Consider the following 21,779-nt stretch of genomic DNA (forward strand, 5'->3'; position numbering starts at 1 on the left):
GTTGGACTCGAACACCGCCACAGAAATGCACTCGAGACAAAATCACAATGACGACCAGCGCTCGAGCGAGTCCAGGCACCGCTCCGACTGCTTCTACTCGTCGGTAGGTTCTTTATCTCGACGAGAGCCGACTTCTCGTCCGCCGGCACCGGACGTCGGCGCACGTCATTGCAGCGAGACGGCGACGAAGATCTCGACGTTCCCGTCGGCTGAGAGGCACTCGAACTCCACCCCGCCGGCGCGCACGATCGAGCCGTCGGCGATGGCCTCCTCGGCCTGCGCCCACGCGTCCTCCGCCCGGTCGGGCAGAGTCATCGACGGCGTGAAGACCGCGAACGCTCCCGACGGAACCGTGACGAAGACGTCGCCGATCGGCACGTCGTCGACGTTCCCACGAGGTACGCCGACGACGACGTTGCAGACACCACGCTGATCCGGGACGTAGACGGTGTAGACGTCGGCGTCCTCCGGTTCACGTTCGCGGATACGTTCACGCAGGAACACGACGAGATCGCTGGCGCTGCCCTCGGGTCCGGGATCGACACCGGGCACGACCAGTCCGCCGAACACCATGCTCGGACGTGCCACGAGACGGAACGTCATCCCGCACCGCCGACGCCCCGCGAGCCGGGAATCGCGACCGGAACGTACATCTCGATCTTGTACGCGTGGGGATACACCTCGAACTCACCGGTGAAGGCGCGAGTGAAGGACCCCATCTCCTCCGCGTGGGTGATCTCGTTCCACAGCGTCGTCAGGACCTGCGGAAAATTGCCGACTGCTGAGAATTTCGCATAGCGACCCGCCGGCACACGCGCCACGATGTGCCCGCGGCGCACGTCACCGTCCGCGACGCGGTACCCGACGATCTGCGTGCTGTAGGACCCGATCGCGGGAACGAAGTCGGTGTAGATCGACCCGAGCGGTTCACCGATGTCCTGGTTCAGGATTCCGGACCACGCACGTTCGAGATTGGTGTCGTAGAGAGAGCCCAACGCCCGTTTCGGGCTACGCACAGGGAGACCCGCAACCCACGTTTCCGCGAGGTCGACGAATTCGATGGTCATGACGGGCTCCCGTGCAACGGCTTCGATGTCCGCGTGGTGGTCACTGACATTCCGGCGGACCGGCACTCGCGACCCCGCCCGGAGAAGTGCCCACCCGCCGAATACCACGACGCGCCCTCACCATACAGTGCCGCGTCAGGGGAGAACGGATACCCCGTGAGATCCGTCCATTCCTGCCGAGGCCGGTAGCGCCTCCACGGGCGGCGGTGCATCGGATCGCCACTGCACCACGGCGGCTCCCGTCAGAATTGCTGCACCACCTGCGATTTGAGTGAGAGACACCGTCTCGCCGAGCAGGAGCCACGCCGCAACCACCGCGCACAGCACCTCGACCAGCGCGATCACCGATGCGGTCGATGCCCCGAGGGCGCGGGACGCCATGATCCCGAAAACGTACGCGACGGCTGCGGAGACCAGGGCGAGCACTGCGACGGCAGTCCACCACGGCCACGCCCGGCCGTCGAGAGCGACGTCGTTCGTCGACACCTGCAACGGAACCATTCCCAGCATTCCGGCGACGCCGACCACAATGGCGCCCACCGCCAGTCCGGCGGCCGAGAGAACCAACGGATCGACGGCGTCACCCTGTTTCGCGGACACCACGAAGTAGAACGCGAGACACACGGCGGCGGACAGTCCCCAGAGCACGCCGACAGGATCGAACACGGCGCCGTCGAACACGTCGAGCACGACCAGCGCACCGCCGAGCACGAGTGCGACACCCGCCATCGTCGTCGGGCGGGGGCGCCGCCGGGTGGTGATCCAGATCCAGCCGATCACCAGGACCGGCCCGAGGTACTCGAGCATGAGTGCGACACCCACCGAGAGGTGTTGGATCGCATTGAAGAAGCAGACCTGGGCTCCTGCCACCGCGACGACGCCGTACGCGACGACGGTGACGGGAGCCGAGAGCACCCCGCGGAGTGCGCCGCGGCGCAGCAGGACGACGACGGGCAGGAGGATCACCGCACCGCCCACGATGCGAGCGAGCACCGCGGACTCGGGCGACCACCCGGTGTCGGTGAGCGCCTTCGCGAACGGGCCCGACATTCCGAACGCGATCGCGGAGGTCACGGCGAACGCGACACCGGAACGGGAGGACACCATGAGCGGCCCTTTCGAGGATCCGGCCACACCGTCGGGTACGTCGCCCGTCATGTCATGACCGTAACTGTAGATTGGTCATGACACTAGAGACCCGGAAGGTCAGGAGTCAAATGCTTTTTGCTCATGACACACGCACCGCCCTCGTCTGGGCGGCGGCGCTGATCAACACCGCCGCGAACGGCGAGGACCACCTCCCTGACGTGAGCACCCTGTCGTCGATGCTCGACGAGCACGAGTGGACGGGGCGCCGCGACGGCACACAGGAGGAACTCGACGCCGTGCGGGCCCTGCGCCCGGCCTGGCGGGCGCTGTGGGAGACGGGCGAACCCGACGCCGTCGTACCCGTCGTCAACGCGATGCTGGCCGCATCCGACGCCCGGCCGTACCTCACCCGCCACGGCGACTGGGGCTGGCACATGCACGTCAGCGACGACGACGCGCCCCTCGCCGATCGCATGACGGCCGAGACCGCCGTCGCCCTCGCCGACATGGTGCGGTCGGACGAGCTCGAGCGGCTCCGCCTGTGCGACGCACCGGACTGCGACGCGGTGCTCGTCGACCTGTCCCGCAACCGATCGAGGCGGTACTGCGACACCGGAAACTGTGGCAACCGCGCCAACGTCGCCGCGTACCGGGCCCGCAAGAAGATCTGACGACGGCCGGTCCTGGTGAACCGATATTCGCACAATTCCTGATCAGCTGAAGGTATTCCGTGGTCACCGGACCAGCCACTGGTAGCCACCCCGCTCAATAACGGTGGTTCGCGCCATATGTTGTCGCACAACATCATACGACTCATCGGTGGCTTTGACGCCACCTGCAGCCGGGGTTACCGTCGGTGATCGCGGCGGCCCGCCGGGCCGCACGCCTCATCGCTTCTCCTCGTCTCGGGAGCCACACCATGTCGATCTCGACGTCCCTCGACGGGCGGGTGCAGAGCCACACCCGCGCGCATCTGTCCGAGTCTCGTGCACGCGTGGCCTCCATGCTGGGCGACATCGTCGAGGACCGCTCGCTCGGAGCCAGACTGTGGTCGACCGACGACGTCGAGTACCTCAACTGCGGCGGGTACGGGACCCTCCTGCTCGGCGCCCGGCATCCCCGCGTCGTCGACGCGGTGATCGCCCAGCTCGGACGCCATCCCGTCTCCACCCGCACCCTGCTCGAACCTCGGGTGGCCGAGGCCGCGGCGGCACTGGCGGCCCGCCTGCCGGACCCGCTGTCGAAGGTCTACTTCGGCGCCTCCGGAACCGAGGCCACCGAAGCCGCCGTCAAGATGGCCTGCAGCGCCGGCCACCATCGCCTGATCGGGGCGAGCCGCGGCTACCACGGCAAGACCCTCGGCGCGCTCGCCCTCACGGCGAATCCGTCGTATCAGAACCCGTTCCGTCGACTGTTCACCGCGGCGACCACAGTTCCGTACGGCGACGTCCAGGCACTGTCGGACGCACTCGGCGACGACGCCTCCGACGCCTGCGTGGTCCTCGAACCCGTGCAGGGCGAGGGCGGGGTCGTGCTGCCGCCCCGCAACTACCTCGCGGTCGCCTCGGCACTGTGCCGTCAACGCGGAGCCCTCCTCGTGATCGACGAGATCATGACCGGCCTCGGACGCACCGGCCTGATGTGGGAGAGCGAGCGGGACGCCGTCGACGCCGACATCGTCCTCGTGGGAAAGAGTCTGGGCGGCGGCGTGATTCCCGTGTCGGCCGCCGTCGCGACACCGCGCGCCTTCCGTGCCTTCGACATCGACTTCGGCATCCACACGTCGACCTTCTCCGGTGCGCCGCTGGGGATGGCGGCCGCGTGCGCCGCGCTCGAGGTCATCGACGACGAGAAGCTGGTGGCGCGATCCGCACGGACGGGCGGACGACTGCTCGACGAGTTGCGCATACTCACAGCGGATCTCGGGACCGTGGAGGTCCGCGGTCGAGGGTTGCTCATCGGGCTGGACTTCGGCGACGCCGGCACCGCCGGCCGCTTCCTGCTCGCGCTGCTCGACCGGCGCGTCGTGGCCAACCACTCCCTGAACGCCAGTCCCGTCGTGCGTTTCACTCCCCCGGCCACGATGACCGAGGCTGATGTCGACTGGATGCTCACCGCCGTCGGCGACGCACTGCGCGAGACGTTCTCGAAAGGACACCGATGACGATTCTGCTGACCGGAGCCTCCGGCGTCGTCGGACTGCCGACGCTCCGCGCCCTCACCGAGGACCACGACGTCGTCGTGCTGGAAGGTCGACGGGCCGTGCAGCACTCGGGGATCACTGTCCGCGGCGACCTCCGCGCGCCACACCTCGGACTCGACGACCGGACGTGGTCCGCCCTCACCCGCGACGTGGACACCGTCGTGCACTGCGCCGGCGTCGTGGACTTCGGGATCGACGACGCGTCCACCCGGGCCGTCAACGTCGACGGAGTCCGCCACATCGTGGAGCTCTCCCGGGACGCGTCGGCACGCCTGGTGCACGTCAGCACCGCCTTCGTCGGTCAACCCGTGATCCCGGACGTCACCGGCGGACTCGCCACCATGCACCCCGGTGCGTACATCGCCAGCAAGAGGGACGGCGAGGATCTCGTGCGGAGCAGCGGCCTCGACTGGACCATCGTCCGCCCGTCCATCGTGTGCGGCGATTCCGAGACCGGTGAGATCTCCGAGTTGCAGGGGCTGCACACCCTCGTGCGCGCCTTCCTGCGCGGGACGTTGCCGGTCGTCCTGTGCGAGGACGCGCTGCAGTACGACTTCGTGCCGTGCGACGTCGTCGCACGGTCGATCGCGACGGTGGTGAACCACCCGCGGCAGTACGACCGCGAGCACGTGTGGGTCACCAGCGGGGCCGCGGCACTGGACATCGACTCGCTCGTCGCCGTGCTGGTCGACGAGGCCACCCGCCTCGGGATCGCGGTGGACGCGCCTCGCCGGCTGCACCCGGACGTGTTCCAGCGCCTGTGGAAGCCGGCCTTCTTCGACCTGCTCGACCCCGCGTCGCAGACGAAGTTCGCCAATCTCCTCGCCTCCGTCGCGAACCTGTTCAACACCAGCCCGTTTCCCACGTCGCTCGGGTCCGGACCCCTCCCTCCCGCGCAGACGGCGGGCACCATCGAACGCTCCGCCCGCCTCACCGCCCGACATCTGGTGGAGCGCTCCCCCGGCGCCGATCCCGTCCTGCAGTCCGCCTGACCGTCGATTCCATTCGAGGAGTTCTCATGTCCCCCAGCATCATCAGTGTGATCGCCACCCTCACCGGCGTCACTCCGGACGACGTGTTCGATCGGGTCAGCGACTTCGCCTCCTTCGGCGATCACGTACCCATGGTCGACCGCATCACCGTGACGGATCCCGAGTCGCGGGACGCGGCCGGGTACGTTCGATCGTCGTCGTGGTCGACCCACTTCCGCGGCGGTCTGCTGCAGTGGGTCGAGACGGACACCGTCGACGTGCCCGGCCGCACCGTCACCTTCGAGCAGTCGAGCGGCGACCTGGGATCGTTCGACGGCCGGTGGGCGGTGCGGGAGACCGGCGACGGCGCCGTCGAGATGGCCTTCGACGCCGCCGTCGACATCGGCATCCCGTCGATGGCCGACATGCTCAATCCGGTCGCCGCACAGGAACTGGCCACCGGCGTGCACCAGATCGTCGACGGGCTCTTCGGCTCGGGCGTCGTCTCCGTCGAGACCGGGTCGCGGCTCACTCAGCGCTGACGGACCGGCCCCGGCCTATGCTGAACGCGTGCTCGGCCGACGGCAGTTCCTCCGCGGGGCCGGCGCGGCTGCGGCCGCCGCCGCCCTGGCGGGGTGTTCCCGAGATACGTGGTGGCAGGACGCTTCCGGCCGACTGCGCATCGCCACCGGCAACGTGGGTGCGGTGTTCGACGAGTACGGCGCGGCTCTGCGCACAGAGGCCACGCAGGTGCTGCCGGGTGTGCGCTCGGAGGTCGTCGTGACCGGCGGCTCCGTGGGAAACGTGCTCGACCTCTCGTCGGGCACCGCGGACGTCGCGTTCTGTCTCGGCGACACGGCGCTCGACGCGGTGCGCGGCGAGGGAGCCTTCGACTCCCCGGTCCCCCTGACCGCGCTGGCCCGGCTCTACGACAGCTTCCTGCAGATCCTCGTCCCGGTGGATTCCCCGGTCACGGGCATCCAGGATCTGACGGGCGTGCGCCTGAGCGCGGGCCAGACCGACTCGGGTACCCGGTCGGTGACCGAGAGGTGCCTGGCCGCAGCAGGAGTGGACACGGCGGACGTCGACTTCGTCGCGCAACCGCTCGGCGAGGCGACGGCGGCGCTGAGCACCGGACGCGTCGACGCGCTGGCCTTCGTCAGCGGGTTCCCGGTGCGGGCACTGGTCGAGCTGGGCGCGCGCACACCGGTCCGCGCGCTGGATCTCGGTGGACTGGTCGAGGGACTCGTGTCGACGTGGGGTCCGCAGTACGTCACCGGTCCGCTGCCGGCCGGGCCGTACCGTCTGCCCGCCGCCGTCCAGACTGTCAGCGTGAAGACCTACCTCATCGCGACGCCGACGCTCCGCGAGGACACGGCCTACGGGTTCACGTCCGTCGTCTTCGACCGTCAGGACGCGATCGCACGAACCGTCCCCGACGTCCGGCAGCCGACCGTCGCCGCCGGGATGTTCACCCAGCCGGTCCCGCTGCATCCGGGGGCGCTGCGGTGGTTCCGCGATCGAGACGCGCGGGAAGTGAGATGACCGTCCGCAGGCCGGGATCGGCGGGGTCGAAGACCACGTCCCCGTCGGCGTCGCGGATGCGGAGGACGACGATCGCGAGACCCAGTCCGGTGCCCTCGACGCCGGCGTGCCGGTCGAGTCGATGGAAGCGCCGCCCCAGCTCGGCGGCTTCGGCGGCACTGACGCCGTCACCGTGATCGCGCACCGTCACTCGCCACGCGTCGCCGGCCTGCTCCAGCGCGACGTCGACGGACCGACCCTCCGCGTACTTCAGGGCGTTGTCCAGCAGGACGTCGAGGACCGTGGGGACGAGGTCCTCCTCCAGGAACGCCGGGGCGGTGTCGACGTCGACCCGGACGGTGAGCAGATCCCCGAACAACGGCGCCCACAGCGCGACCCGCTCGCGAAGCTGCCGGGCGACGTCCACCTCGGAGGAGCGTCGGTCGAAGCCTCCCGCGCGGCTGATCTCGATCACCGCGTCGAGTGAGCGCGCCATGCGTTCGGTCTCGGCGAGCACCGGTTCGACGGCCGGATCGTCCACGGCCAGGTTCTCGAGCCGGAGCCGCAGTGCCGTCAGCGGATTGGCCAACTGATGCGACACGTCCGCGACCAGTTCGCGCTGCTGCTGCCGGGAGTGCTCCACGTTCGCCGCCATGTCGTCGAACGACTCCGCGAGCCGCCGGAGTTCGGGAGGCCCGACGTGGCGTCCCTCGGTCGGAGTGCGGCCGCGGGACAGCTGCTCGACGCGGGTGGTCAGATCGTCGACCGGCCGCACCACCCAGCCGACGAGTGGCACCCCCACGAGCCAGGCGACGAGCGCGAGGACGACGGCGCCGCCCGCCGCGGCGAGCACCATCGCTCGCTGCACGTTGTCCCGCGCGGCCGATGTGTCCTCCAGCATGACGACGGCACCGAGGATCTGCGCGTCCCGGCCGATGGGCGTCGCGACGATCAACGGCTCGGTCTGCCACGGCCACAGCGCAGTCGGAGCGGAGGTCGGTGTTCCCGCGAGCGCGTCGCGTACCGCGCCCGCCAGACCCGGCACGTCGGCCGGCAGATCCGAGCCTGCCGGTGCGAGCACCGATCCGTCGATGTCGACGATCCACGTGCGGGTGCTCTCCGTGACCTCGCCGTACCGCATCAGATCGGGTCCCAGTGAGCTCGCGTCACCGACACTGTCGGCCAGGGTGGCGAACCGGGTCGCGGCGGCCAGACGCCGTTCGTGGATGGTGATCGCCCGTTCCTCCGCGTGGGCGGCCACGAGCGGCGCGACGAGTGCCGCCAGCACGGCGGCCGTCAACGTGATCGCCAGTGCGAGCAGCCGTCTCCTCACGCGTCGGGCTCGGCGGGAGCGACCAGTCGATAGCCGACACCGCGCACCGACTCGATCCGGGCGACGTCCTTCAGCTTGTTCCGCAGTGACGCGACGTGGACGTCGAGCGTGCGCGAGGCACCCACCCACGTCGTGTCCCACACCTCCTCCATGAGCGCGGCGCGGCTCACGGGGCGGTCCGGTGTGCGGGAGAGTGCCACGAGCAGTTCGCATTCCTTCGCGGTGAGCGTGCGCACGGAGCCGTCGGGTGCGGTGACCTCGCGGGTGTCCCGAGCGAGGTCGAAGCCGAGATCGACGGCCGGCTCGGTGGCGACGCGTCCGACACTGCGCCGCACGACCGCGTCCAGCCGTGCGAGCAGCACCGCGAAGCTGTACGGCTTGGTGACGTAGTCGTCGACACCCGCACGCAGAGCGCCGATCACGGAATCCTCGGTGCGCCGCGCCGTGAGCGCCACGATGGGAACGGACGAGTGCTCCCGGATCCGGCGGCAGACCCACAGGCCGTCGTGATCCGGGAGCCCCATGTCGAGCAGGACGAGATCGGCGTCGTCCACCATGTCGAGCGCCGCGGTCCCGGTCGCGGCGTGCCGCACCGCCCAGCCCTGCCGACGCAGCGACTGTGTGAGTGCGTCGGCGACTCCGAGGTCGTCCTCGACGACGAGAATCTGCATCGTCAGGCCCTCCCGTCCGGCGCGGAAAGCCTAACGCACGGACCTCAGGACACGGCCGCCTCGTTCCTGTCCGCTCGGCGTGCCTGCTCGGCGTCCAGGAAGGTCGGTGCGCGGTTCTTCAGGACGAAGACGTACACGACGAGCGAGACACCGATGGCGATGGTGACGTAGATGCCGAAGGCGTCGAGCGCATCGTTCTCCTTGGCGGCCTCGTAGATCACCGGAGCCGTGCCACCGAACATCGAATTGGCCAGTGCGTAGCCGAGTCCCAGTCCCAGAGCGCGCACGTGCGCCGGAAACAGTTCCGCCTTCACGATCGCGTTGATCGAGGTGTAGCCGGTGAGGATGACGTAGGTGCCGGCGAGCAGCAGGAAGGACACCATCGGCGTCTCGACGCGCGGCAGCAGGTTCAGGAAGGTCCACGACCACAGCACACCCGCGATGCCGAACCCGACGAGCAGCGGCTTGCGCCCGATCTTGTCGCTCAGCAGTCCGCCGAGTGGCTGGATCACCATGAGCAGCACCAGCGCCGCGAGGTTGATCCACGTCGCCGTCATGCCCTGATCGGCGTAGGTGCTCTTGACGATGAGCGGCCCGTTGACGCTGTAGGTGTAGAACGCGACGGTGCCGCCGAGGGTGACGAGGAAGCAGATGAGCAGCTGCTTCGGATACGCGGTGAACAGTTCGGTCATCGAGCCGCTGCGCTTGCCGTCGACCTCGGTCTGCAGGGATTCGTCCATGCTCCGACGCAGGAACAGCACGACCACGGCGCCGAGGGCGCCGATACCGAACGCGATGCGCCATCCGAAGGAGGCGATCTGTTCGTCGGTCAGGACGCTCTGCTGGATCAGCAGTGTGACCTGGGCGAGGACGTGACCGCCCACCAGGGTGACGTACTGGAACGAGGAGAAGAATCCGCGCAGCCCCGGCGTCGCCGCCTCGGACATGTACGTCGCCGACGTGCCGTACTCGCCACCCGTCGCGAAGCCCTGCAGCAGGCGGCAGAGGACGAGCATGACCACGGCGGCCGACCCGATGGACGCGGCCGTCGGGGTCAGCGCGATGAGCAGGGACGAGCCCGCCATGAGCGAGATGCTGAACACCAGCGCGGGACGACGCCCGTGCCGGTCCGCGTACCGACCGAAGAACCAGGACCCGATCGGGCGCATCACGAAGGTGATCGCGAAGATGCCCATCGTGTAGATGCCCGCGTTGGGCTCACCGTCGGCGAAGAAGCTCGACTGCAGGTACGACGCGAAGACCGTGTAGACGTACACGTCGTACCACTCGACGAGGTTGCCGAGTGATCCACGGATGGTGTTGAACACCGCCCGCTTCGTCGAGGGAGGCCCCGCGGGGATGGCTGTCGTGGCCATGGATGGTCACCTTTCGGTCCGGTGCAGGGGATGCACCGAACGAACACTAGGTGTGACCGGCGCCATATGAGGCACGGCTGCGGGCAGTCTTTACAGACACTTTGCAAACCCGACCGAGGCTGTCGGTGGGACCTGCCACCATCACCGACATGACGACGACGCCGGCGCTCCCCGAAGCGTGCCTCGCGTGGTGCAGCACCCGTTCGTACGAGTACGACGTGCTGGGTGATCTCGCGGAGATAGACCTCGACTGGTGGAACAGTCGGCTCACGAGCGCGCGCATCCCGGTGCGGGTCCGCGCCCGAGGTCTGGACGGAGACGTCGTCGAGACCGGCACCGGGTTCCTGCGGCGCGGCGATCTGCAGACCATCGGGAGCGGGTGCGATCTGACCACCGTCTACCACTGCGCCGCATGGCTCGTCGGTCATCGAGACCGAGACCGTGCTCGCCGCTTCCCCGATGCGCGGGACCTCGAGGAGCCGGCCGGCGACCGTCGGCTGCACGGTGTTCGGCAGGCACTGGACGAGTGCCGCCGCGCGCCGGCGCTCATCGACGTCGGTCCGCACCGAGACTGGTCGGGCTGGCCGAGGGCCACGGGATTCGGGCGCGTTCCGATGTCCCTGTACGTGTGGGCGATCGGGTCGGAGAACATGCTGCACCGCCCGCAACTCCTCGACCAGCAGGCGCTGTCGGAACTCGTGCACCTGGGGTGGGTGGACAATCCCTCGGTGTCGGCCATGACCGTGCGGCGCTACCTCGACTACTGCGAGGTGCTCGACGAGTGGGCGAGACTGGGCCGCGTACGGCCCGAGCTCGTCGAGATGTGGCTGGTGCGGTCGTGGCGGATCCGACGGGAGACGCCGTCGCCGTTCCTGGACGAGTTCCGCGATGCGCTGTGACGAGAGTCGAACGTGGTGGAGCTGAGGGGAATCGAACCCCTGACCTTCTCGATGCGAACGAGACGCGCTACCAACTGCGCCACAGCCCCTGACCCGGCGAACCAGGATCGTCTCGAACTCTAGCAGCCCCGCGGGACTGCCAGAAATCCGGTCACTCCCCCGCTGCGCGGCGCATGCGGACGTCGAGGTGGGAGTCGCCGACGCGCTCGTCGTAGTGCTCGAGATGGTCGAACGCCGGGTCCTCGTCGTCCACCTCGAGCACCACGGCGCCGGGGCGACGCAGGCGCTCGGGAGTGAGCTTGAGCTCCGGGTCGGTGCTGGACTCGACACCGAGGCGCGAGCGCTGCAGACGCTGCATGCGACGACGACGGATGTCCTCCTCGATGCGCACCTGGCGGCGGAGGTAGAACAGGTAGGACGACAGTCCGACGATGGTGACGGCGAAGACCCACCAGAAGATCGGGCTCGCAAGGAATCCCAGCGCTGCAGACATCGCGATGACGAACACGGAGCCGAGCACCGTGCGCTGACGGAACGCGTAGCGGGCGGCGCGGGCGATGGCGTCGGCCTCGGGATCGAAGCCGCCGCGGCCGCGTCGCTGCGGCACGAAGTCCTCCGAGAAGTACTCGTCGACGTGCTCGTCGCTCTCGTGGCCGTGCTGGGTCTCCATCGGATCCTCCGAAAGCGAGTCGGTCGAGTGCAGGTCGTCGTCGGACGGGCGCCAGTCGGGGTCGCTGCGATGCCCTGCCGCGGGGCCGGGATCGACGCGGAGCCGTGCTCCGCCCCGGTGCAGGACCCGTGTCGCGAGCGCGACGTCGGTGGTGCGGCGGATACGCGGGCGCGATGTGACCACCATCGGCACGAGCACGAACAGCCAGATGGCGACGAGGCCGATCCAGATCACCGAATTGGGCACACCCACCACCTCCTGACGTGAATCACATTCATGTGAGCTTGCACGTCAGCGTAGTGGGGCGCGGTGAACCGCCGACGACGACGCGCCGAACACGAGTGCACTCATGTCACTCCAGTCACAGGCCGAAATTCCCGCAGTGCTTGCGTGTTCCCGCGGACACTGCAGCACGCGCGGGAACACGGAACCCCTACGGGAACCTCGAGGCAACTACCGAGCCCACGCCGCCCGACCACTGCGCACCAGCACGTCCGCCACCGTCCCGGGCGTCTCCCCCACCGTCATGGCGACGAGGATGTGGTCGCGCCACGCACCGTCCACGTCGAGGTACCTCTGCAGCAGGCCCTCCTGGCGGAACCCGACGTTGCGCAGAACCGCTTGACTGGCAGCGTTTTCCGGCCGCACGGTGGCTTCGAGCCGGTGCAGCCCGGCCGACGAGAAGCAATGATCGACGCCGAGTGCGAGTGCTGCCGTGGCAACCCCTTGCCCGCCGACGTCCTTGGCCACCCAGTAGCCGATCCACGCCGATCGAAGGGCTCCGCGAACGATGTTGCCGACAGTCAGCTGCCCGACGAAGGTGCCGTTCAGTTCGATGGCGAAGGGCAGCATCATCCCGCGCCGGGCCTCGGCCTTGAGGCTCGAGAACAGGGGCGGCCACGACGACATCGCGTGCCGCATGTCCCACGGCGCCTCACCGGTGGGCTCCCACGGTTCGAGGTGCGCGCGGTTGTCGATGCGGGTCCGCGACCACACCGCGGCGTCGCGCAGACGCACCGGTCGGACCGTCACCTCGCCCGCGGGAACCACGAGAGGTCCCAGCTTCGCCGGCCATCCGGGATGGCTCGACCACGATCGCGGCATACTTCGAAACCTTAGCGAAGAGGACGGAGCGTCAGCCGCGCTGCGCGAGGAATGCGACGTCGACCTCTTCGCCGGTCCGCACCTCGGTCACCTCGGGGTCGACCATGACCAGGCAGTTGGCCTCCGCCAGCGTCGCCAGCAGGTGCGACGAGCTGCCGGGAGCACCGCCTAGTGCCTGCACGAGGTACTCCCCCGTGCCCTCGTCCCGCATGAGCTGGCCGCGCAGGTAGGCGCGGCGCCCGGCGATGGACGTGATGGGTCCGACGGTGCGGGCGGTGACGATGCGGCGCATGGGCTGGCGTCGACCGAGCGCGATGCGCACGAGCGGCCGCACCATCACCTCGAAGACGACGAGCGCACTCACCGGGTTGGACGGCAACAGGAAGGTGGGTACCTCGTCGCGACCGAGCTGGCCGAAGCCCTGCACCGATCCGGGGTGCATGGCCACGCGGCCGACCTCGATGTCGCCGAAGTCCTCGAGCGCCTCGCGGATCTCCTCGGACGCGCTGCCGCCGACGGCTCCGGCGATGACGACGATCTCGGAGCGGATGAGCTGCCCTTCCACCACCTCGCGCAGCCGCTTCGCGTCACCGCTGACGATGCCGATGCGGTTGACGTCCGCGCCCGCGTCCCGCGCCGCGGCAGCGAGGGCGTAGCTGTTCACGTCGTACACCTGGCCCTGGCCCGGTGTGCGTTCGATGTCGACGAGTTCGCCGCCGATCGAGATGACCGAGAGGCGGGGACGGGGATGCACCAGGACCTTGTCGCGGCCCACAGCTGCGAGGAGCCCGACCTGCGCTGCGCCGATGATGGTCCCGGACCGCACGGCGACGTCGCCGGGCTGCACGTCGTCGCCGATGCGGCGCACGTACTCTCCGGAACGCACGGGTGCGAGCACCTCGATGCGGCCGCGCGCGAACTTCGCTCGCTCCACTGGGAGAACGGCGTCCGCGAGGGTGGGCAGCGGTGCACCCGTGTCGACGCGCACCGCCTGCCGCGGCTGCAGACGGATGGGCTGACGCGACCCCGCCGCGACCTCGCCCACCACGGGCAGCGAGATGTCCACGGGTGCGCCGTCGTCGTCGGTGGCCGACCCCGCTGCAGCGATGTCCACACTGCGGACCGCGTAACCGTCGATGGCCGCCTGATCGAACCCGGGCAGCGGGCGCTCGGTCACCACTTCCTCCGCGCACAGCAGACCCTGCGCCTCGGAGATGGCGACTCGCACCGGCCGGGGGGCAACCGCTGCAGCCGTCACTCTCGACTGCTGCTCCTCAACCGAGCGCATCCGCACCTTCCGTCATCCGTGTCGACCGGGCGTCACTCGTAGGTCGTGAGCTCCGGTGCCCAGCTGTCGCTCAAGCGCTCCTGGAGCCACTCGCGCAATGCCGGACCGTAATCTTCGCGTTCCAGTGCGAAGTCAACCGCAGCGCGGAGGTAACCCCCGGGATTTCCGAGGTCGTGTCTCACTCCGCGGTGCACCACCACATGTACCGGATGACCCTCCTCGATGAGGAGAGCGATGGCGTCGGTGAGTTGCAACTCGCCGCCGGCGCCGGGCTGGATGCGTCGCAACGCATCGAAGATGGCCCGGTCCAGAAGGTATCGGCCGGCCGCCGCGTAGTTCGACGGCGCGTCCTCCTTCTTGGGCTTCTCCACCATGCCGTTGACCTTGAGCACGTTGGGGTTCACTGCGTCGGGCACGATCTCGGTGTCGAACACTCCGTACGCGGACACCGCGTCCTCGGGAACCTCGATGGCGCACAACACCGTTCCGCCGCGCTTGGCACGCACCCGCGACATCACGTCGAGCACACCCCGCGGCATCACCAGGTCGTCCGGGAGCAGCACTGCGATCGCGTCCTCGTCGTCGTCGAGCACCTCCTCGGCGCACGCGACGGCATGTCCGAGACCCAATGGCTCCGCCTGGATCACCGACTGGACGTCGAGAAGACCGGGCGCGACACGGACCTTCTCGAGCATCTCGAGCTTGCCGCTCGCCTCGAGCTTGTTCTCCAGCACCAGATCCTCGACGAAGTGGGCGACCACACCGTCCTTGCCGGGCGAGGTGACGATGACGAGGCGCTGCGCGCCGGAATCGGCAGCTTCTCCGGCCACGAGCTCGATTCCGGGCGTATCGACCACCGGCAGTAGCTCTTTCGGTACCGTTTTCGTGGCGGGGAGGAAACGTGTTCCCATGCCTGCAGCGGGTACGACGGCCGTACGGAACGACGGCTTCTTGCCACCGGCCACGGACTCACTGTTTGCTGAGCTCATGCGCACACCCTATCCATGTAGACCGCGAATCGTCCTTCGCGAGACACTGGGGTTTCCCCCGTGATCAGTGACGACAAACTCGAGTGGAGGACACGCATACTCACTGCCCGCAAGCAGCGAGACGTCCACGCACGAGAGCGGGCATCAGAGGCACTCTCTCACGCCGTGTCGGTTTTGGCCTCCGATGCGCGGGAGCGCGGCGGCGACACTCTCGCCGCCTACGTACCGGTGGGTAGCGAGCCCGGTGATGCGAGCATGCTCGACTCCGCACTGGCCGCCGGACTGCGAGTGCTGCTGCCCGTCGCGCGTGAACCGGGGCCGCTGTCCTGGGCCGAGTACCGCGGACCCGACTCGCTCGTCGCGGCCGCGTACGGCCTGCGCGAACCGTCCGGCCCGACGCTTCCTCCCGAGACCGTCGCGGACGCATCGATCGTGTTGGTACCCGCACTCGCCGTCGATCGCAGCGGCGGTCGCCTCGGCCGAGGCGCCGGCTTCTACGACCGCACACTCGATGCCGTCCGGCCCGACGCGTGGCTGGTGGGCGTGGTGTACGACGACGACCTGGTCGACGCGCTGCCCACCGAGACGCACGACGTGCGGATGACCCACGTGTTGACGCCGCTGTCGGGGCTGCAGCGACTCGGCCACGACAGCCACGGCTGAGGAATAGCGCCACCTGCACGGACGTTGCCTCGATTGCCGACGCTGGCACTGTCGACTGTAGAGTGCCAGTCAGGGACCGACAGCGGAGGAAACGTGCCTACTTACTCTTATGCGTGCACCGAGTGTGACAACCGGTTCGACATCGTCCAGAAGTTCACGGACGACTCGTTGACGGTCTGCCCCGCGTGCTCCGGCAAGCTTCGCAAGCTGTTCAACACCGTGGGCATCGTCTTCAAGGGCAGCGGCTTCTACCGCAACGACAGCCGCGGCAGTTCGAGTAGCAGCGAGTCGGGCTCGTCCGACTCCGGCAGCTCCTCGGACAGCACGAGCTCAAGCGAGAAGAAGAGCGACACGAAGTCCGACTCGACCTCGACCACCTCGAGTGAGAAGAAGTCGACCAGCACCTCCACCCCCGCCGCCGCAAGCTGATCGTCCGACCCGGGGAGCGTCGAACCGCTGTCCCCGGGCACCGTGAAACCTGGCGGCGCCCTGCGTCGCCCGCGTTCTACGGTCGCGTCATGTCTCCCACGGTCGATCACCCGCTGAGCGCGCGCCTGTTCGACCGCATCCCGCCTCTCCCGCCGCGTCTGCGGTCACCTGCCGCTCGACGCATCCTCGCCGCTGCTCTCGTGGGGCTCGCTGTCGCCTCGGCCTATCGAACCGATCCGTCGCGGACCGAGGTCCCGGTCGTCGTGACCGCCACGGACGTCGCTCCCGGCACCTCACTCACGGCCGCCGACGTCACGGTGACCCGCGTCGACTCGTCCCTGCTCGCGGACGGAACGCTGCGGTCGGTGGACGACGCGGTGGGACGGACTGTCGCCGGACCCGTCCGATCCGGCGAGGCGCTCACCGATGTCCGACTGCTGGGGCCTCGGCTGGCGTCCGCCACCCTGCCGTCCGGTGACGCCCGCATCGTGCCGATCCGCCTCGCTGATCCCGAGCTGGCGCAACTGCTTCGAGCCGGCGACGTGGTCGACGTGGTGCGGTCGGCGCCGGACGACACGTCCCCGTCCGGGGTGATCGCCGAGAGCGCCACCGTGGTGATGGTCTCCGCCCCGGGCTCGGGCGTGTCTCGACGCGACCAGCTCGTTCTGGTCGCCCTGCGCGCGGACGACGCGTCGGCCGTCGCCGCTGCGTCGCTCTCCGATGCACTGACGGTCCTGCTGCGGTGACCGTCCCCGGGTCCCGGGCTTCGCCGCGCCCATCGAGACGCGCTGGTCGGTTACTCTCGTCGTGGCTCAATCCATGATCGACGAGAGTAGGGGCGGATCGCATGTTGAAGGGCTTCAAGGACTTCCTGCTGCGCGGGAACGTGGTCGACCTCGCGGTCGCAGTGGTCATCGGTGCGGCCTTCACGGCCATCGTCACCGCATTCACCACCAACATCGTGAACCCGTTGATCTCGTCCATCGGGGCGAGCAACGAGCTGGGCTGGGGCTTCCTGATCCGCTCCGGCAACGACGCGACATTCGTGAACATCGGGGCCGTCATCACCGCGGTGATCAACTTCGTCATCATCGCGGCGGTCGTCTACTTCGTGCTCATCCTCCCGGTGAACACCGCGAAGAACCGCTTCGCGACGAAGAAGGAGAAGGCTCTGAGCGATCAGGACATCCTGATCCAGATCCGGGACCTCTTGGCGGAGGGCCGGTCCGACGGCGTCAAGACCACCTCGGACGGCATCACCGGAAACACGACGCCGGGCACCACCACCACGTAGTCACCCACAGACACGACGAAGGGCTCGTCCTCACCGCACGGTGAGGACGAGCCCTTCGTCGTCTGTTCGAACGAGCGGGATCAGTTGAACTTGACCAGCGGGAACTCGTCGAGGGTGATCGCGGTGCCGGCCGCGGAGCAGGCGTCGACCACGGCCGTCGAGTTGTCGACGAACGCCTGACCGGACGAGCTGTCCGGCTCGGTGAGTTCGAGGGAATCGGCGGGCAGCGCACCGATGAGGGTGCTGAGCGAGGACTCGACGTCTCCGGTGGCGGTGTCCGCGAGAGGCTGGAACTTCTGCATCTCGGCGGTCTTCGCGTCGGTCCAGGTCTGGACGTCCGTGTCGGCCGGGCCGGCCTTGACGAGGGCGGTGAACTGGTCGTACGTGGTCTCGAAATCGGTGCAGGCGGTGGCGTTCTCGGACGAGTCGTCGGACGTCCCGGAATCCCCGCTGCTGCAGGCGGACAGGCCCACCAGGGCCGTGAGGGCGAAAGCTGCAGTCATCACACGAGTCGCGGTACCGGAGTTCATGCCGACCATTCAACAGGATGCGTGGACGTCGGAACGCAGTGGGGCGGTGCACCTTCGGATGCTCGTGACATGCCACCGACCGTTGTCGCACGCAATTGTCACGCCTCACGAACATGACGAAGCCCCACCCGGATGGCCCGGATGGGGCTTCGTCTGTGATCAGATCTGCTGTGGCAGCGGACTACCGATCAGCAGGCAATTGATACTGGCTGGGCCAGGATCAGTTGAAGCGCCACGGCTTGCCGTAGGTGACTGCGGTGTCGCCATTGCTGGAGACGACCTTCACGTACGGGCGAACCGAGACGTTGCCGGCGATGTTGGTCGCGGTGCCGTGCACGTTCGAGATCTGGATCTCGGTGCGCGCGCCCGAAGCCGAGCCGGTGCCGACCTCGACGTCCTCGATGCCGGGGCCCGGCTCGAGGGTAACCGTGGTGCCGACCTGCGGGAGGATGTCGGACACGGTGCCGCCGCCATCGAAGTCGAGCTCGAGCTGCGGGGTGCTGTAGCTGAAGGTCAGCTCTCCACCCAGCGAAGCCGGGTAGCCGAACTGGTAGCCGAGGGTGATGTCGCCCTCGAAGTCGTCGGCGTCGGGGCCGGTGACCTCGACGATGGCGCGACCGTTGTGGAACCACTCACGGGTGAGGGGGCTTCCGTCGAGCGGGAAGACGCTGTTGATGAAGGTGTCGGCCTGCGAGACCGTGATGGTGTTGCCACCACCGTCGACGACGGAGTTCGAATCGTCGACTGCTGCAGATGCCGAGCCGCCACCGACGACCAGGCCGACGACTGCGGCACTGGCGACCACTGCGGTACGCATGGACTTGAGCCCCCGGCTGCGCCGCGGCTTCTGAATTACGGTCATGTACTTCCTCATCATGTTCGTCCCGCGGCGTGTTCGCCTCGGGTGCGCTGTCGGGCTCTGACGTCCTCCCGAGCGGTTCGCTTGCGAGCGAACCGTATCAGGCGGCGACTGCAAGCTCATGGCTTACGCGTCGGGCAGTGCAGGAACACAAGTTGGACGCGTCCTCGTATCGATTCAGCATCCACCGTTGAACCTGAGCGAAACCTTAGAGGGTGATTCGGACCGTGACAATCCCTACGTTCGCGGCGTTGCGTCCGAAAGCCGCCGTCCACGTTTCGTGCGTGTGAACGTGCGTCACAAGCGTTTTGGCCGCACGACGCGCCGCAGCTCCAATGGCGCGAAACGTCGTCGGACTGTGCTAACCGGGTGCCCGGGTGCCCGTGACGTGGGCGTTATTCGACTCGACCCCGAGCGGAACCACTGTTCGACCAGGGTTGCCAGTCACACCAGTCACATCTACCCTGCGGTAACTCGCGCGGAGGTCGTCCAGATTCAGGCGAATTCGCGGTTAACAGACAGGCAACACCGGGTTCGCACTGTGGTAACTCCCAGTGATGTGGATCACACAAAACTATTCGTAATGCGGAGGCCTCTGGCTTCTCAACCACTCCTCCGAGCCCGAGGACGAATCACCTCGATGTGGTTCGCCCGACGTTCCGTCGTCTCGAGTCGACTCGGGAAGAACGTCGCCGAACACACGAGCGAGCCGGGCCCGTCGTGCACGGGCCCGGCTCGCAGTGTCCCCGGAGTCCGGATCGACGGGTGATGCGTCGCCGGCTCGAGGGTCGTTCTTCTGGGGGTCGTCAGCCGTCAAGGCTGGACAACTCACCGATGACATGGGCGGCGAGGGGCGTCAGCGTCGCCATTCCGTCGCGGACGGCCGCGCGGCTCCCGGCCAGGTTGACCACCAGCGTGCTGCCGGACACTCCGGCGAGCCCGCGGGACAGACCGGCGTCGAGCGACCCCGCCGCCAGTCCGGAGGAGCGGAGCGCCTCACTGATGCCGAGGAGTTCACGGTCGAGCACCTCGGCCGTCGCGTCCGGAGTGACGTCGCGCGGCGACGTGCCGGTGCCGCCGACGGAGACCACCAGGTCGACGCCGCCGATGACCGCGGTGTTCAGTGCGTTGCGCACGTCCACCTCGTCGTTGCTGACCACGACGACACCGTCGACGAGGAAGCCCGCCTCGGTCAGCAGTTCGTTGACCAGAGGTCCGGTCGAGTCGGCATCTCCGTGAGCCGTGCGATCGTCGACGATCACGACGAGCGCACGTCCGGCCACGGCTGCATCCATAGTCATGTCGCTCACCGTAATGCCCGGGCCCGACGGAGACTCGATGTGCCCGACGATGGGCGTGAGGTGCCCACGGTCACGGACGATCCGGGGTCGCTTCATCAGTTGCCTCCGCTCGGGGCCGTCCCGAGCGTGACCTGCACGGTCTGCTCGTTGCCACCCTGTGTGTAGGTCACCGAGACCTGGTCGCCCGGGGCGTGGGAGCGGACCGCCGCGATGAGTGCGTCGCCGCTGGCGATGACGCGGTCGTCGACCTTGGTGACCACTGCACCGGTCGGGATGCCCGCCTGCGCGGCCGGCCCGCCGTCGGTGACGGCCATGACCGTGGCTCCGTTGGCGTCGTCGCGGCTCGGGACGCTGATGCCGATGATCGCCTGCGTCGCCTTGCCGGTCTGTACCAGCTCGTCGGCGATGCGGCGGGCCTGGTCGACGGGGATGGCGAAGCCGAGGCCGATGGACCCGCTCTGCGACTCGGACGAGCTGGCGCCCGCTCCCAACGTCGCGATGGCGCTGTTGACGCCGACCAGCTTGCCGTTCATGTCCACGAGCGCGCCGCCCGAGTTCCCCGGGTTGATGGCCGCGTCGGTCTGGATCGCGTCGATCACCGTGGTCTGGTCCGTCGACTCGCCACTGGTCGCGACCGGGCGGTTGAGCGACGAGATTATGCCGGAGGTCACCGTGCCGGCGAGGCCGAGCGGCGAACCGACGGCCACGACACCCTGACCCACCTGCAGACCGTCCGAGGTGCCGAGCTCGATGGGCGTCAGGTTGCTGCGACCCTGCGCCTTGATCACCGCGATGTCCGAGGACGCGTCCGCACCGACCACCGTCGCCGACGACGTGGATCCGTCGTTGAAGGAGACGGTCAGCTGGGCGTTCGCACCCGCGCCGGACACGACATGGTTGTTCGTCAGGATGAGGCCGTCGGAGGAGAGGATCACGCCGGACCCCTCACCCTCGGCGGTGCGGCCCGCCACCTGGATCTGGACCACGCTGGGGAGCACCTTGCCGGCCACGGCCTGCACCGAACCGTCGGGGGCGTTGGCGGCCGGGTTCGCCTGCGTGACGGGCTGATTGAGGGCGTTGGTCACGCCACCGTTGCCGCCGTCCGCGGCGATGGCGCCGACCGCGCCGCCGACTCCACCGCTCACCAGGGCCAGGGCGATGGCGCCTGCGACGAGGGCTGCACGCCCCGGCTTCCGCGACGTGGTCGCCGGCGCCGTCCCGCCGTAGTACTGCGGCTGCTGGTACGGGTTCTGCTGGTAGGGGTTCTGTCCCTGCTGATGAGGCTGCTGATACGGGTTGTGGGGCTGCTGGTGTTGACCCGCCTGGTGTTGACCGGCCTGGTGTTGACCCGACTGTCGACCGTCCCACCCGGTGTACTGGGGCTGTGTCTGTCCCCCGTACGCGGGCTGCTGCGCGGTGGGCTCCGATGCGCCGTCTCGGCCGTCGCGGCCGGTGTCACCAGTGGTGCGGTCCTCGTTCATGCGTTTCGCTCCATCTCCATGACCAGCTCGCACCGGTC

At 68.5% G+C, this 21,779-nt stretch carries 24 protein-coding genes and 1 tRNA gene; 10 read left to right on the forward strand and 15 right to left on the reverse strand.

The annotated features are described in order from the left end of the window. Positions 1–165 precede the first annotated feature (165 nt). The 3 genes from OHB23_RS19390 to OHB23_RS19400 all read right to left on the reverse strand — a co-directional run bounded on the left by OHB23_RS19390 (position 166) and on the right by OHB23_RS19400 (position 2,225). Entirely contained in the window at positions 166–603 is a 438-nt protein-coding gene (locus tag OHB23_RS19390; protein WP_027504103.1) for an effector binding domain-containing protein, read from the reverse strand. Continuing rightward, complete coding sequence (locus tag OHB23_RS19395) at positions 600–1,067, reverse strand: effector binding domain-containing protein (RefSeq protein ID WP_328810197.1); 468 nt, start codon at positions 1,065–1,067, stop codon at positions 600–602. Before OHB23_RS19395 ends, OHB23_RS19390 begins: the two co-directional genes overlap by 4 nt. Before the next feature lie 135 nt (positions 1,068–1,202). Continuing rightward, on the reverse strand, positions 1,203–2,225 hold the full coding sequence (locus OHB23_RS19400; protein WP_328810198.1) for an EamA family transporter: 1,023 nt from the start codon (positions 2,223–2,225) through the stop codon (positions 1,203–1,205). Positions 2,226–2,284: 59 nt separating this feature from the next. Here OHB23_RS19400 and OHB23_RS19405 point away from each other — a divergent pair, with 59 nt between their 5' ends. The 5 genes from OHB23_RS19405 (at position 2,285) to OHB23_RS19425 (ending at position 6,875) form a co-directional block, all read left to right on the forward strand. Further along, entirely contained in the window at positions 2,285–2,827 is a 543-nt protein-coding gene (locus tag OHB23_RS19405) for a CGNR zinc finger domain-containing protein (RefSeq protein ID WP_027504105.1), read from the forward strand. A gap of 248 nt (positions 2,828–3,075) precedes the next feature. Beyond that, positions 3,076–4,320: an aspartate aminotransferase family protein gene (locus OHB23_RS19410; RefSeq protein ID WP_328810199.1), complete on the forward strand. Its 1,245-nt coding sequence runs from the start codon at positions 3,076–3,078 to the stop codon at positions 4,318–4,320. Then, positions 4,317–5,351: an SDR family oxidoreductase gene (locus tag OHB23_RS19415; protein WP_328810200.1), complete on the forward strand. Its 1,035-nt coding sequence runs from the start codon at positions 4,317–4,319 to the stop codon at positions 5,349–5,351. The genes OHB23_RS19410 and OHB23_RS19415 overlap by 4 nt, the downstream gene beginning before the upstream one ends. A 26-nt stretch (positions 5,352–5,377) precedes the next feature. Beyond that, the gene (locus OHB23_RS19420) at positions 5,378–5,872 is read left to right on the forward strand and encodes a type II toxin-antitoxin system RatA family toxin (protein ID WP_051612957.1); all 495 of its coding nucleotides are present in this window, start codon (positions 5,378–5,380) and stop codon (positions 5,870–5,872) included. A 28-nt stretch (positions 5,873–5,900) separates the two neighbouring features. Continuing rightward, complete coding sequence (locus OHB23_RS19425) at positions 5,901–6,875, forward strand: TAXI family TRAP transporter solute-binding subunit (protein WP_051612958.1); 975 nt, start codon at positions 5,901–5,903, stop codon at positions 6,873–6,875. Here the strand turns inward: OHB23_RS19425 and OHB23_RS19430 are convergent. The 3 genes from OHB23_RS19430 to OHB23_RS19440 are packed head-to-tail and all read right to left on the reverse strand — an operon-like array spanning position 6,802 to position 10,234. Beyond that, positions 6,802–8,187, reverse strand: a complete 1,386-nt coding sequence (locus OHB23_RS19430) for a sensor histidine kinase (RefSeq protein WP_027504107.1) — start codon at positions 8,185–8,187, stop codon at positions 6,802–6,804. The genes OHB23_RS19425 and OHB23_RS19430 overlap by 74 nt on opposite strands. Further along, positions 8,184–8,858, reverse strand: coding sequence for a response regulator transcription factor (locus OHB23_RS19435; RefSeq protein ID WP_027504108.1), 675 nt, complete (start codon positions 8,856–8,858; stop codon positions 8,184–8,186). The genes OHB23_RS19430 and OHB23_RS19435 overlap by 4 nt, the downstream gene beginning before the upstream one ends. A 44-nt stretch (positions 8,859–8,902) precedes the next feature. Then, positions 8,903–10,234, reverse strand: a complete 1,332-nt coding sequence (locus tag OHB23_RS19440; protein ID WP_222627659.1) for an MFS transporter — start codon at positions 10,232–10,234, stop codon at positions 8,903–8,905. A 149-nt stretch (positions 10,235–10,383) separates the two neighbouring features. Between OHB23_RS19440 and OHB23_RS19445 the strand changes: the two genes are divergently transcribed. Then, positions 10,384–11,133 (forward strand): 8-oxoguanine DNA glycosylase OGG fold protein, encoded by a 750-nt coding sequence (locus OHB23_RS19445; protein ID WP_156380407.1) that lies wholly within the window; start codon positions 10,384–10,386, stop codon positions 11,131–11,133. Positions 11,134–11,146: 13 nt separating this feature from the next. Here OHB23_RS19445 and OHB23_RS19450 read toward each other — a convergent pair. The 5 genes from OHB23_RS19450 to OHB23_RS19470 all read right to left on the reverse strand — a co-directional run bounded on the left by OHB23_RS19450 (position 11,147) and on the right by OHB23_RS19470 (position 15,184). Continuing rightward, positions 11,147–11,222: transfer RNA gene (locus OHB23_RS19450), tRNA-Ala, on the reverse strand. Between the two features lie 62 nt (positions 11,223–11,284). Then, positions 11,285–12,049, reverse strand: a complete 765-nt coding sequence (gene sepX / locus OHB23_RS19455) for a divisome protein SepX/GlpR (RefSeq protein WP_056447538.1) — start codon at positions 12,047–12,049, stop codon at positions 11,285–11,287. Positions 12,050–12,256: 207 nt separating this feature from the next. Beyond that, positions 12,257–12,907 (reverse strand): GNAT family N-acetyltransferase, encoded by a 651-nt coding sequence (locus OHB23_RS19460; protein ID WP_027504111.1) that lies wholly within the window; start codon positions 12,905–12,907, stop codon positions 12,257–12,259. A 31-nt stretch (positions 12,908–12,938) separates the two neighbouring features. Then, complete coding sequence (gene glp / locus OHB23_RS19465; RefSeq protein ID WP_056447044.1) at positions 12,939–14,195, reverse strand: molybdotransferase-like divisome protein Glp; 1,257 nt, start codon at positions 14,193–14,195, stop codon at positions 12,939–12,941. A 32-nt stretch (positions 14,196–14,227) separates the two neighbouring features. Beyond that, positions 14,228–15,184 (reverse strand): UTP--glucose-1-phosphate uridylyltransferase, encoded by a 957-nt coding sequence (locus OHB23_RS19470; RefSeq protein ID WP_051612960.1) that lies wholly within the window; start codon positions 15,182–15,184, stop codon positions 14,228–14,230. Positions 15,185–15,247: 63 nt separating this feature from the next. Between OHB23_RS19470 and OHB23_RS19475 the strand changes: the two genes are divergently transcribed. The 4 genes from OHB23_RS19475 (at position 15,248) to mscL (ending at position 17,570) form a co-directional block, all read left to right on the forward strand. Further along, positions 15,248–15,847: a 5-formyltetrahydrofolate cyclo-ligase gene (locus OHB23_RS19475; protein ID WP_442973048.1), complete on the forward strand. Its 600-nt coding sequence runs from the start codon at positions 15,248–15,250 to the stop codon at positions 15,845–15,847. A gap of 93 nt (positions 15,848–15,940) precedes the next feature. Next, a complete protein-coding gene (locus tag OHB23_RS19480; RefSeq protein ID WP_222650138.1) occupies positions 15,941–16,276 on the forward strand; it encodes an FmdB family zinc ribbon protein in 336 nt (111 codons plus the stop codon). An 89-nt stretch (positions 16,277–16,365) separates the two neighbouring features. Continuing rightward, a complete protein-coding gene (locus tag OHB23_RS19485; RefSeq protein WP_328810201.1) occupies positions 16,366–17,022 on the forward strand; it encodes an SAF domain-containing protein in 657 nt (218 codons plus the stop codon). A 101-nt stretch (positions 17,023–17,123) separates the two neighbouring features. Further along, positions 17,124–17,570 carry a large-conductance mechanosensitive channel protein MscL gene (mscL, locus tag OHB23_RS19490; protein ID WP_037183963.1) on the forward strand — a complete coding sequence of 149 codons (447 nt, stop codon included), beginning with the start codon at positions 17,124–17,126 and terminating at the stop codon, positions 17,568–17,570. A gap of 80 nt (positions 17,571–17,650) precedes the next feature. Here the strand turns inward: mscL and OHB23_RS19495 are convergent, their stop codons facing one another. The 4 genes from OHB23_RS19495 to OHB23_RS19510 all read right to left on the reverse strand — a co-directional run bounded on the left by OHB23_RS19495 (position 17,651) and on the right by OHB23_RS19510 (position 21,741). Next, positions 17,651–18,073, reverse strand: coding sequence for a hypothetical protein (locus OHB23_RS19495; RefSeq protein WP_056447534.1), 423 nt, complete (start codon positions 18,071–18,073; stop codon positions 17,651–17,653). 247 nt (positions 18,074–18,320) lie between these two features. Further along, positions 18,321–18,962, reverse strand: a complete 642-nt coding sequence (locus tag OHB23_RS19500; protein WP_285188065.1) for an MspA family porin — start codon at positions 18,960–18,962, stop codon at positions 18,321–18,323. Between the two features lie 803 nt (positions 18,963–19,765). Further along, positions 19,766–20,260 (reverse strand): MogA/MoaB family molybdenum cofactor biosynthesis protein, encoded by a 495-nt coding sequence (locus tag OHB23_RS19505; RefSeq protein ID WP_197027709.1) that lies wholly within the window; start codon positions 20,258–20,260, stop codon positions 19,766–19,768. Positions 20,261–20,355: 95 nt separating this feature from the next. Beyond that, the gene (locus OHB23_RS19510) at positions 20,356–21,741 is read right to left on the reverse strand and encodes a S1C family serine protease (RefSeq protein WP_307109163.1); all 1,386 of its coding nucleotides are present in this window, start codon (positions 21,739–21,741) and stop codon (positions 20,356–20,358) included. Positions 21,742–21,779 lie beyond the last annotated feature (38 nt).

Source organism: Rhodococcus sp. NBC_00294 (genome assembly GCF_036163995.1).
GTDB lineage: Bacteria > Actinomycetota > Actinomycetes > Mycobacteriales > Mycobacteriaceae > Rhodococcoides.

What these genes read in the sequence shown, in the direction of transcription:
- OHB23_RS19400 (WP_328810198.1), bottom strand. Translation starts at nt 2,225, where the DNA reads ATGACGGGCGACGTACCCGACGGTGTGGCCGGATCCTCGAAAGGGCCG.
- OHB23_RS19415 (WP_328810200.1), top strand. Translation starts at nt 4,317, where the DNA reads ATGACGATTCTGCTGACCGGAGCCTCCGGCGTCGTCGGACTGCCGACG.
- OHB23_RS19440 (WP_222627659.1), bottom strand. Translation starts at nt 10,234, where the DNA reads ATGGCCACGACAGCCATCCCCGCGGGGCCTCCCTCGACGAAGCGGGCG.
- OHB23_RS19435 (WP_027504108.1), bottom strand. Translation starts at nt 8,858, where the DNA reads ATGCAGATTCTCGTCGTCGAGGACGACCTCGGAGTCGCCGACGCACTC.
- OHB23_RS19405 (WP_027504105.1), top strand. Translation starts at nt 2,285, where the DNA reads ATGCTTTTTGCTCATGACACACGCACCGCCCTCGTCTGGGCGGCGGCG.
- OHB23_RS19470 (WP_051612960.1), bottom strand. Translation starts at nt 15,184, where the DNA reads ATGAGCTCAGCAAACAGTGAGTCCGTGGCCGGTGGCAAGAAGCCGTCG.
- OHB23_RS19390 (WP_027504103.1), bottom strand. Translation starts at nt 603, where the DNA reads ATGACGTTCCGTCTCGTGGCACGTCCGAGCATGGTGTTCGGCGGACTG.
- OHB23_RS19445 (WP_156380407.1), top strand. Translation starts at nt 10,384, where the DNA reads ATGACGACGACGCCGGCGCTCCCCGAAGCGTGCCTCGCGTGGTGCAGC.
- OHB23_RS19410 (WP_328810199.1), top strand. Translation starts at nt 3,076, where the DNA reads ATGTCGATCTCGACGTCCCTCGACGGGCGGGTGCAGAGCCACACCCGC.
- OHB23_RS19395 (WP_328810197.1), bottom strand. Translation starts at nt 1,067, where the DNA reads ATGACCATCGAATTCGTCGACCTCGCGGAAACGTGGGTTGCGGGTCTC.
- glp (WP_056447044.1), bottom strand. Translation starts at nt 14,195, where the DNA reads ATGCGCTCGGTTGAGGAGCAGCAGTCGAGAGTGACGGCTGCAGCGGTT.
- OHB23_RS19460 (WP_027504111.1), bottom strand. Translation starts at nt 12,907, where the DNA reads ATGCCGCGATCGTGGTCGAGCCATCCCGGATGGCCGGCGAAGCTGGGA.
- OHB23_RS19510 (WP_307109163.1), bottom strand. Translation starts at nt 21,741, where the DNA reads ATGAACGAGGACCGCACCACTGGTGACACCGGCCGCGACGGCCGAGAC.
- OHB23_RS19495 (WP_056447534.1), bottom strand. Translation starts at nt 18,073, where the DNA reads ATGACTGCAGCTTTCGCCCTCACGGCCCTGGTGGGCCTGTCCGCCTGC.
- OHB23_RS19505 (WP_197027709.1), bottom strand. Translation starts at nt 20,260, where the DNA reads ATGACTATGGATGCAGCCGTGGCCGGACGTGCGCTCGTCGTGATCGTC.
- OHB23_RS19420 (WP_051612957.1), top strand. Translation starts at nt 5,378, where the DNA reads ATGTCCCCCAGCATCATCAGTGTGATCGCCACCCTCACCGGCGTCACT.
- mscL (WP_037183963.1), top strand. Translation starts at nt 17,124, where the DNA reads ATGTTGAAGGGCTTCAAGGACTTCCTGCTGCGCGGGAACGTGGTCGAC.
- OHB23_RS19500 (WP_285188065.1), bottom strand. Translation starts at nt 18,962, where the DNA reads ATGACCGTAATTCAGAAGCCGCGGCGCAGCCGGGGGCTCAAGTCCATG.
- OHB23_RS19485 (WP_328810201.1), top strand. Translation starts at nt 16,366, where the DNA reads ATGTCTCCCACGGTCGATCACCCGCTGAGCGCGCGCCTGTTCGACCGC.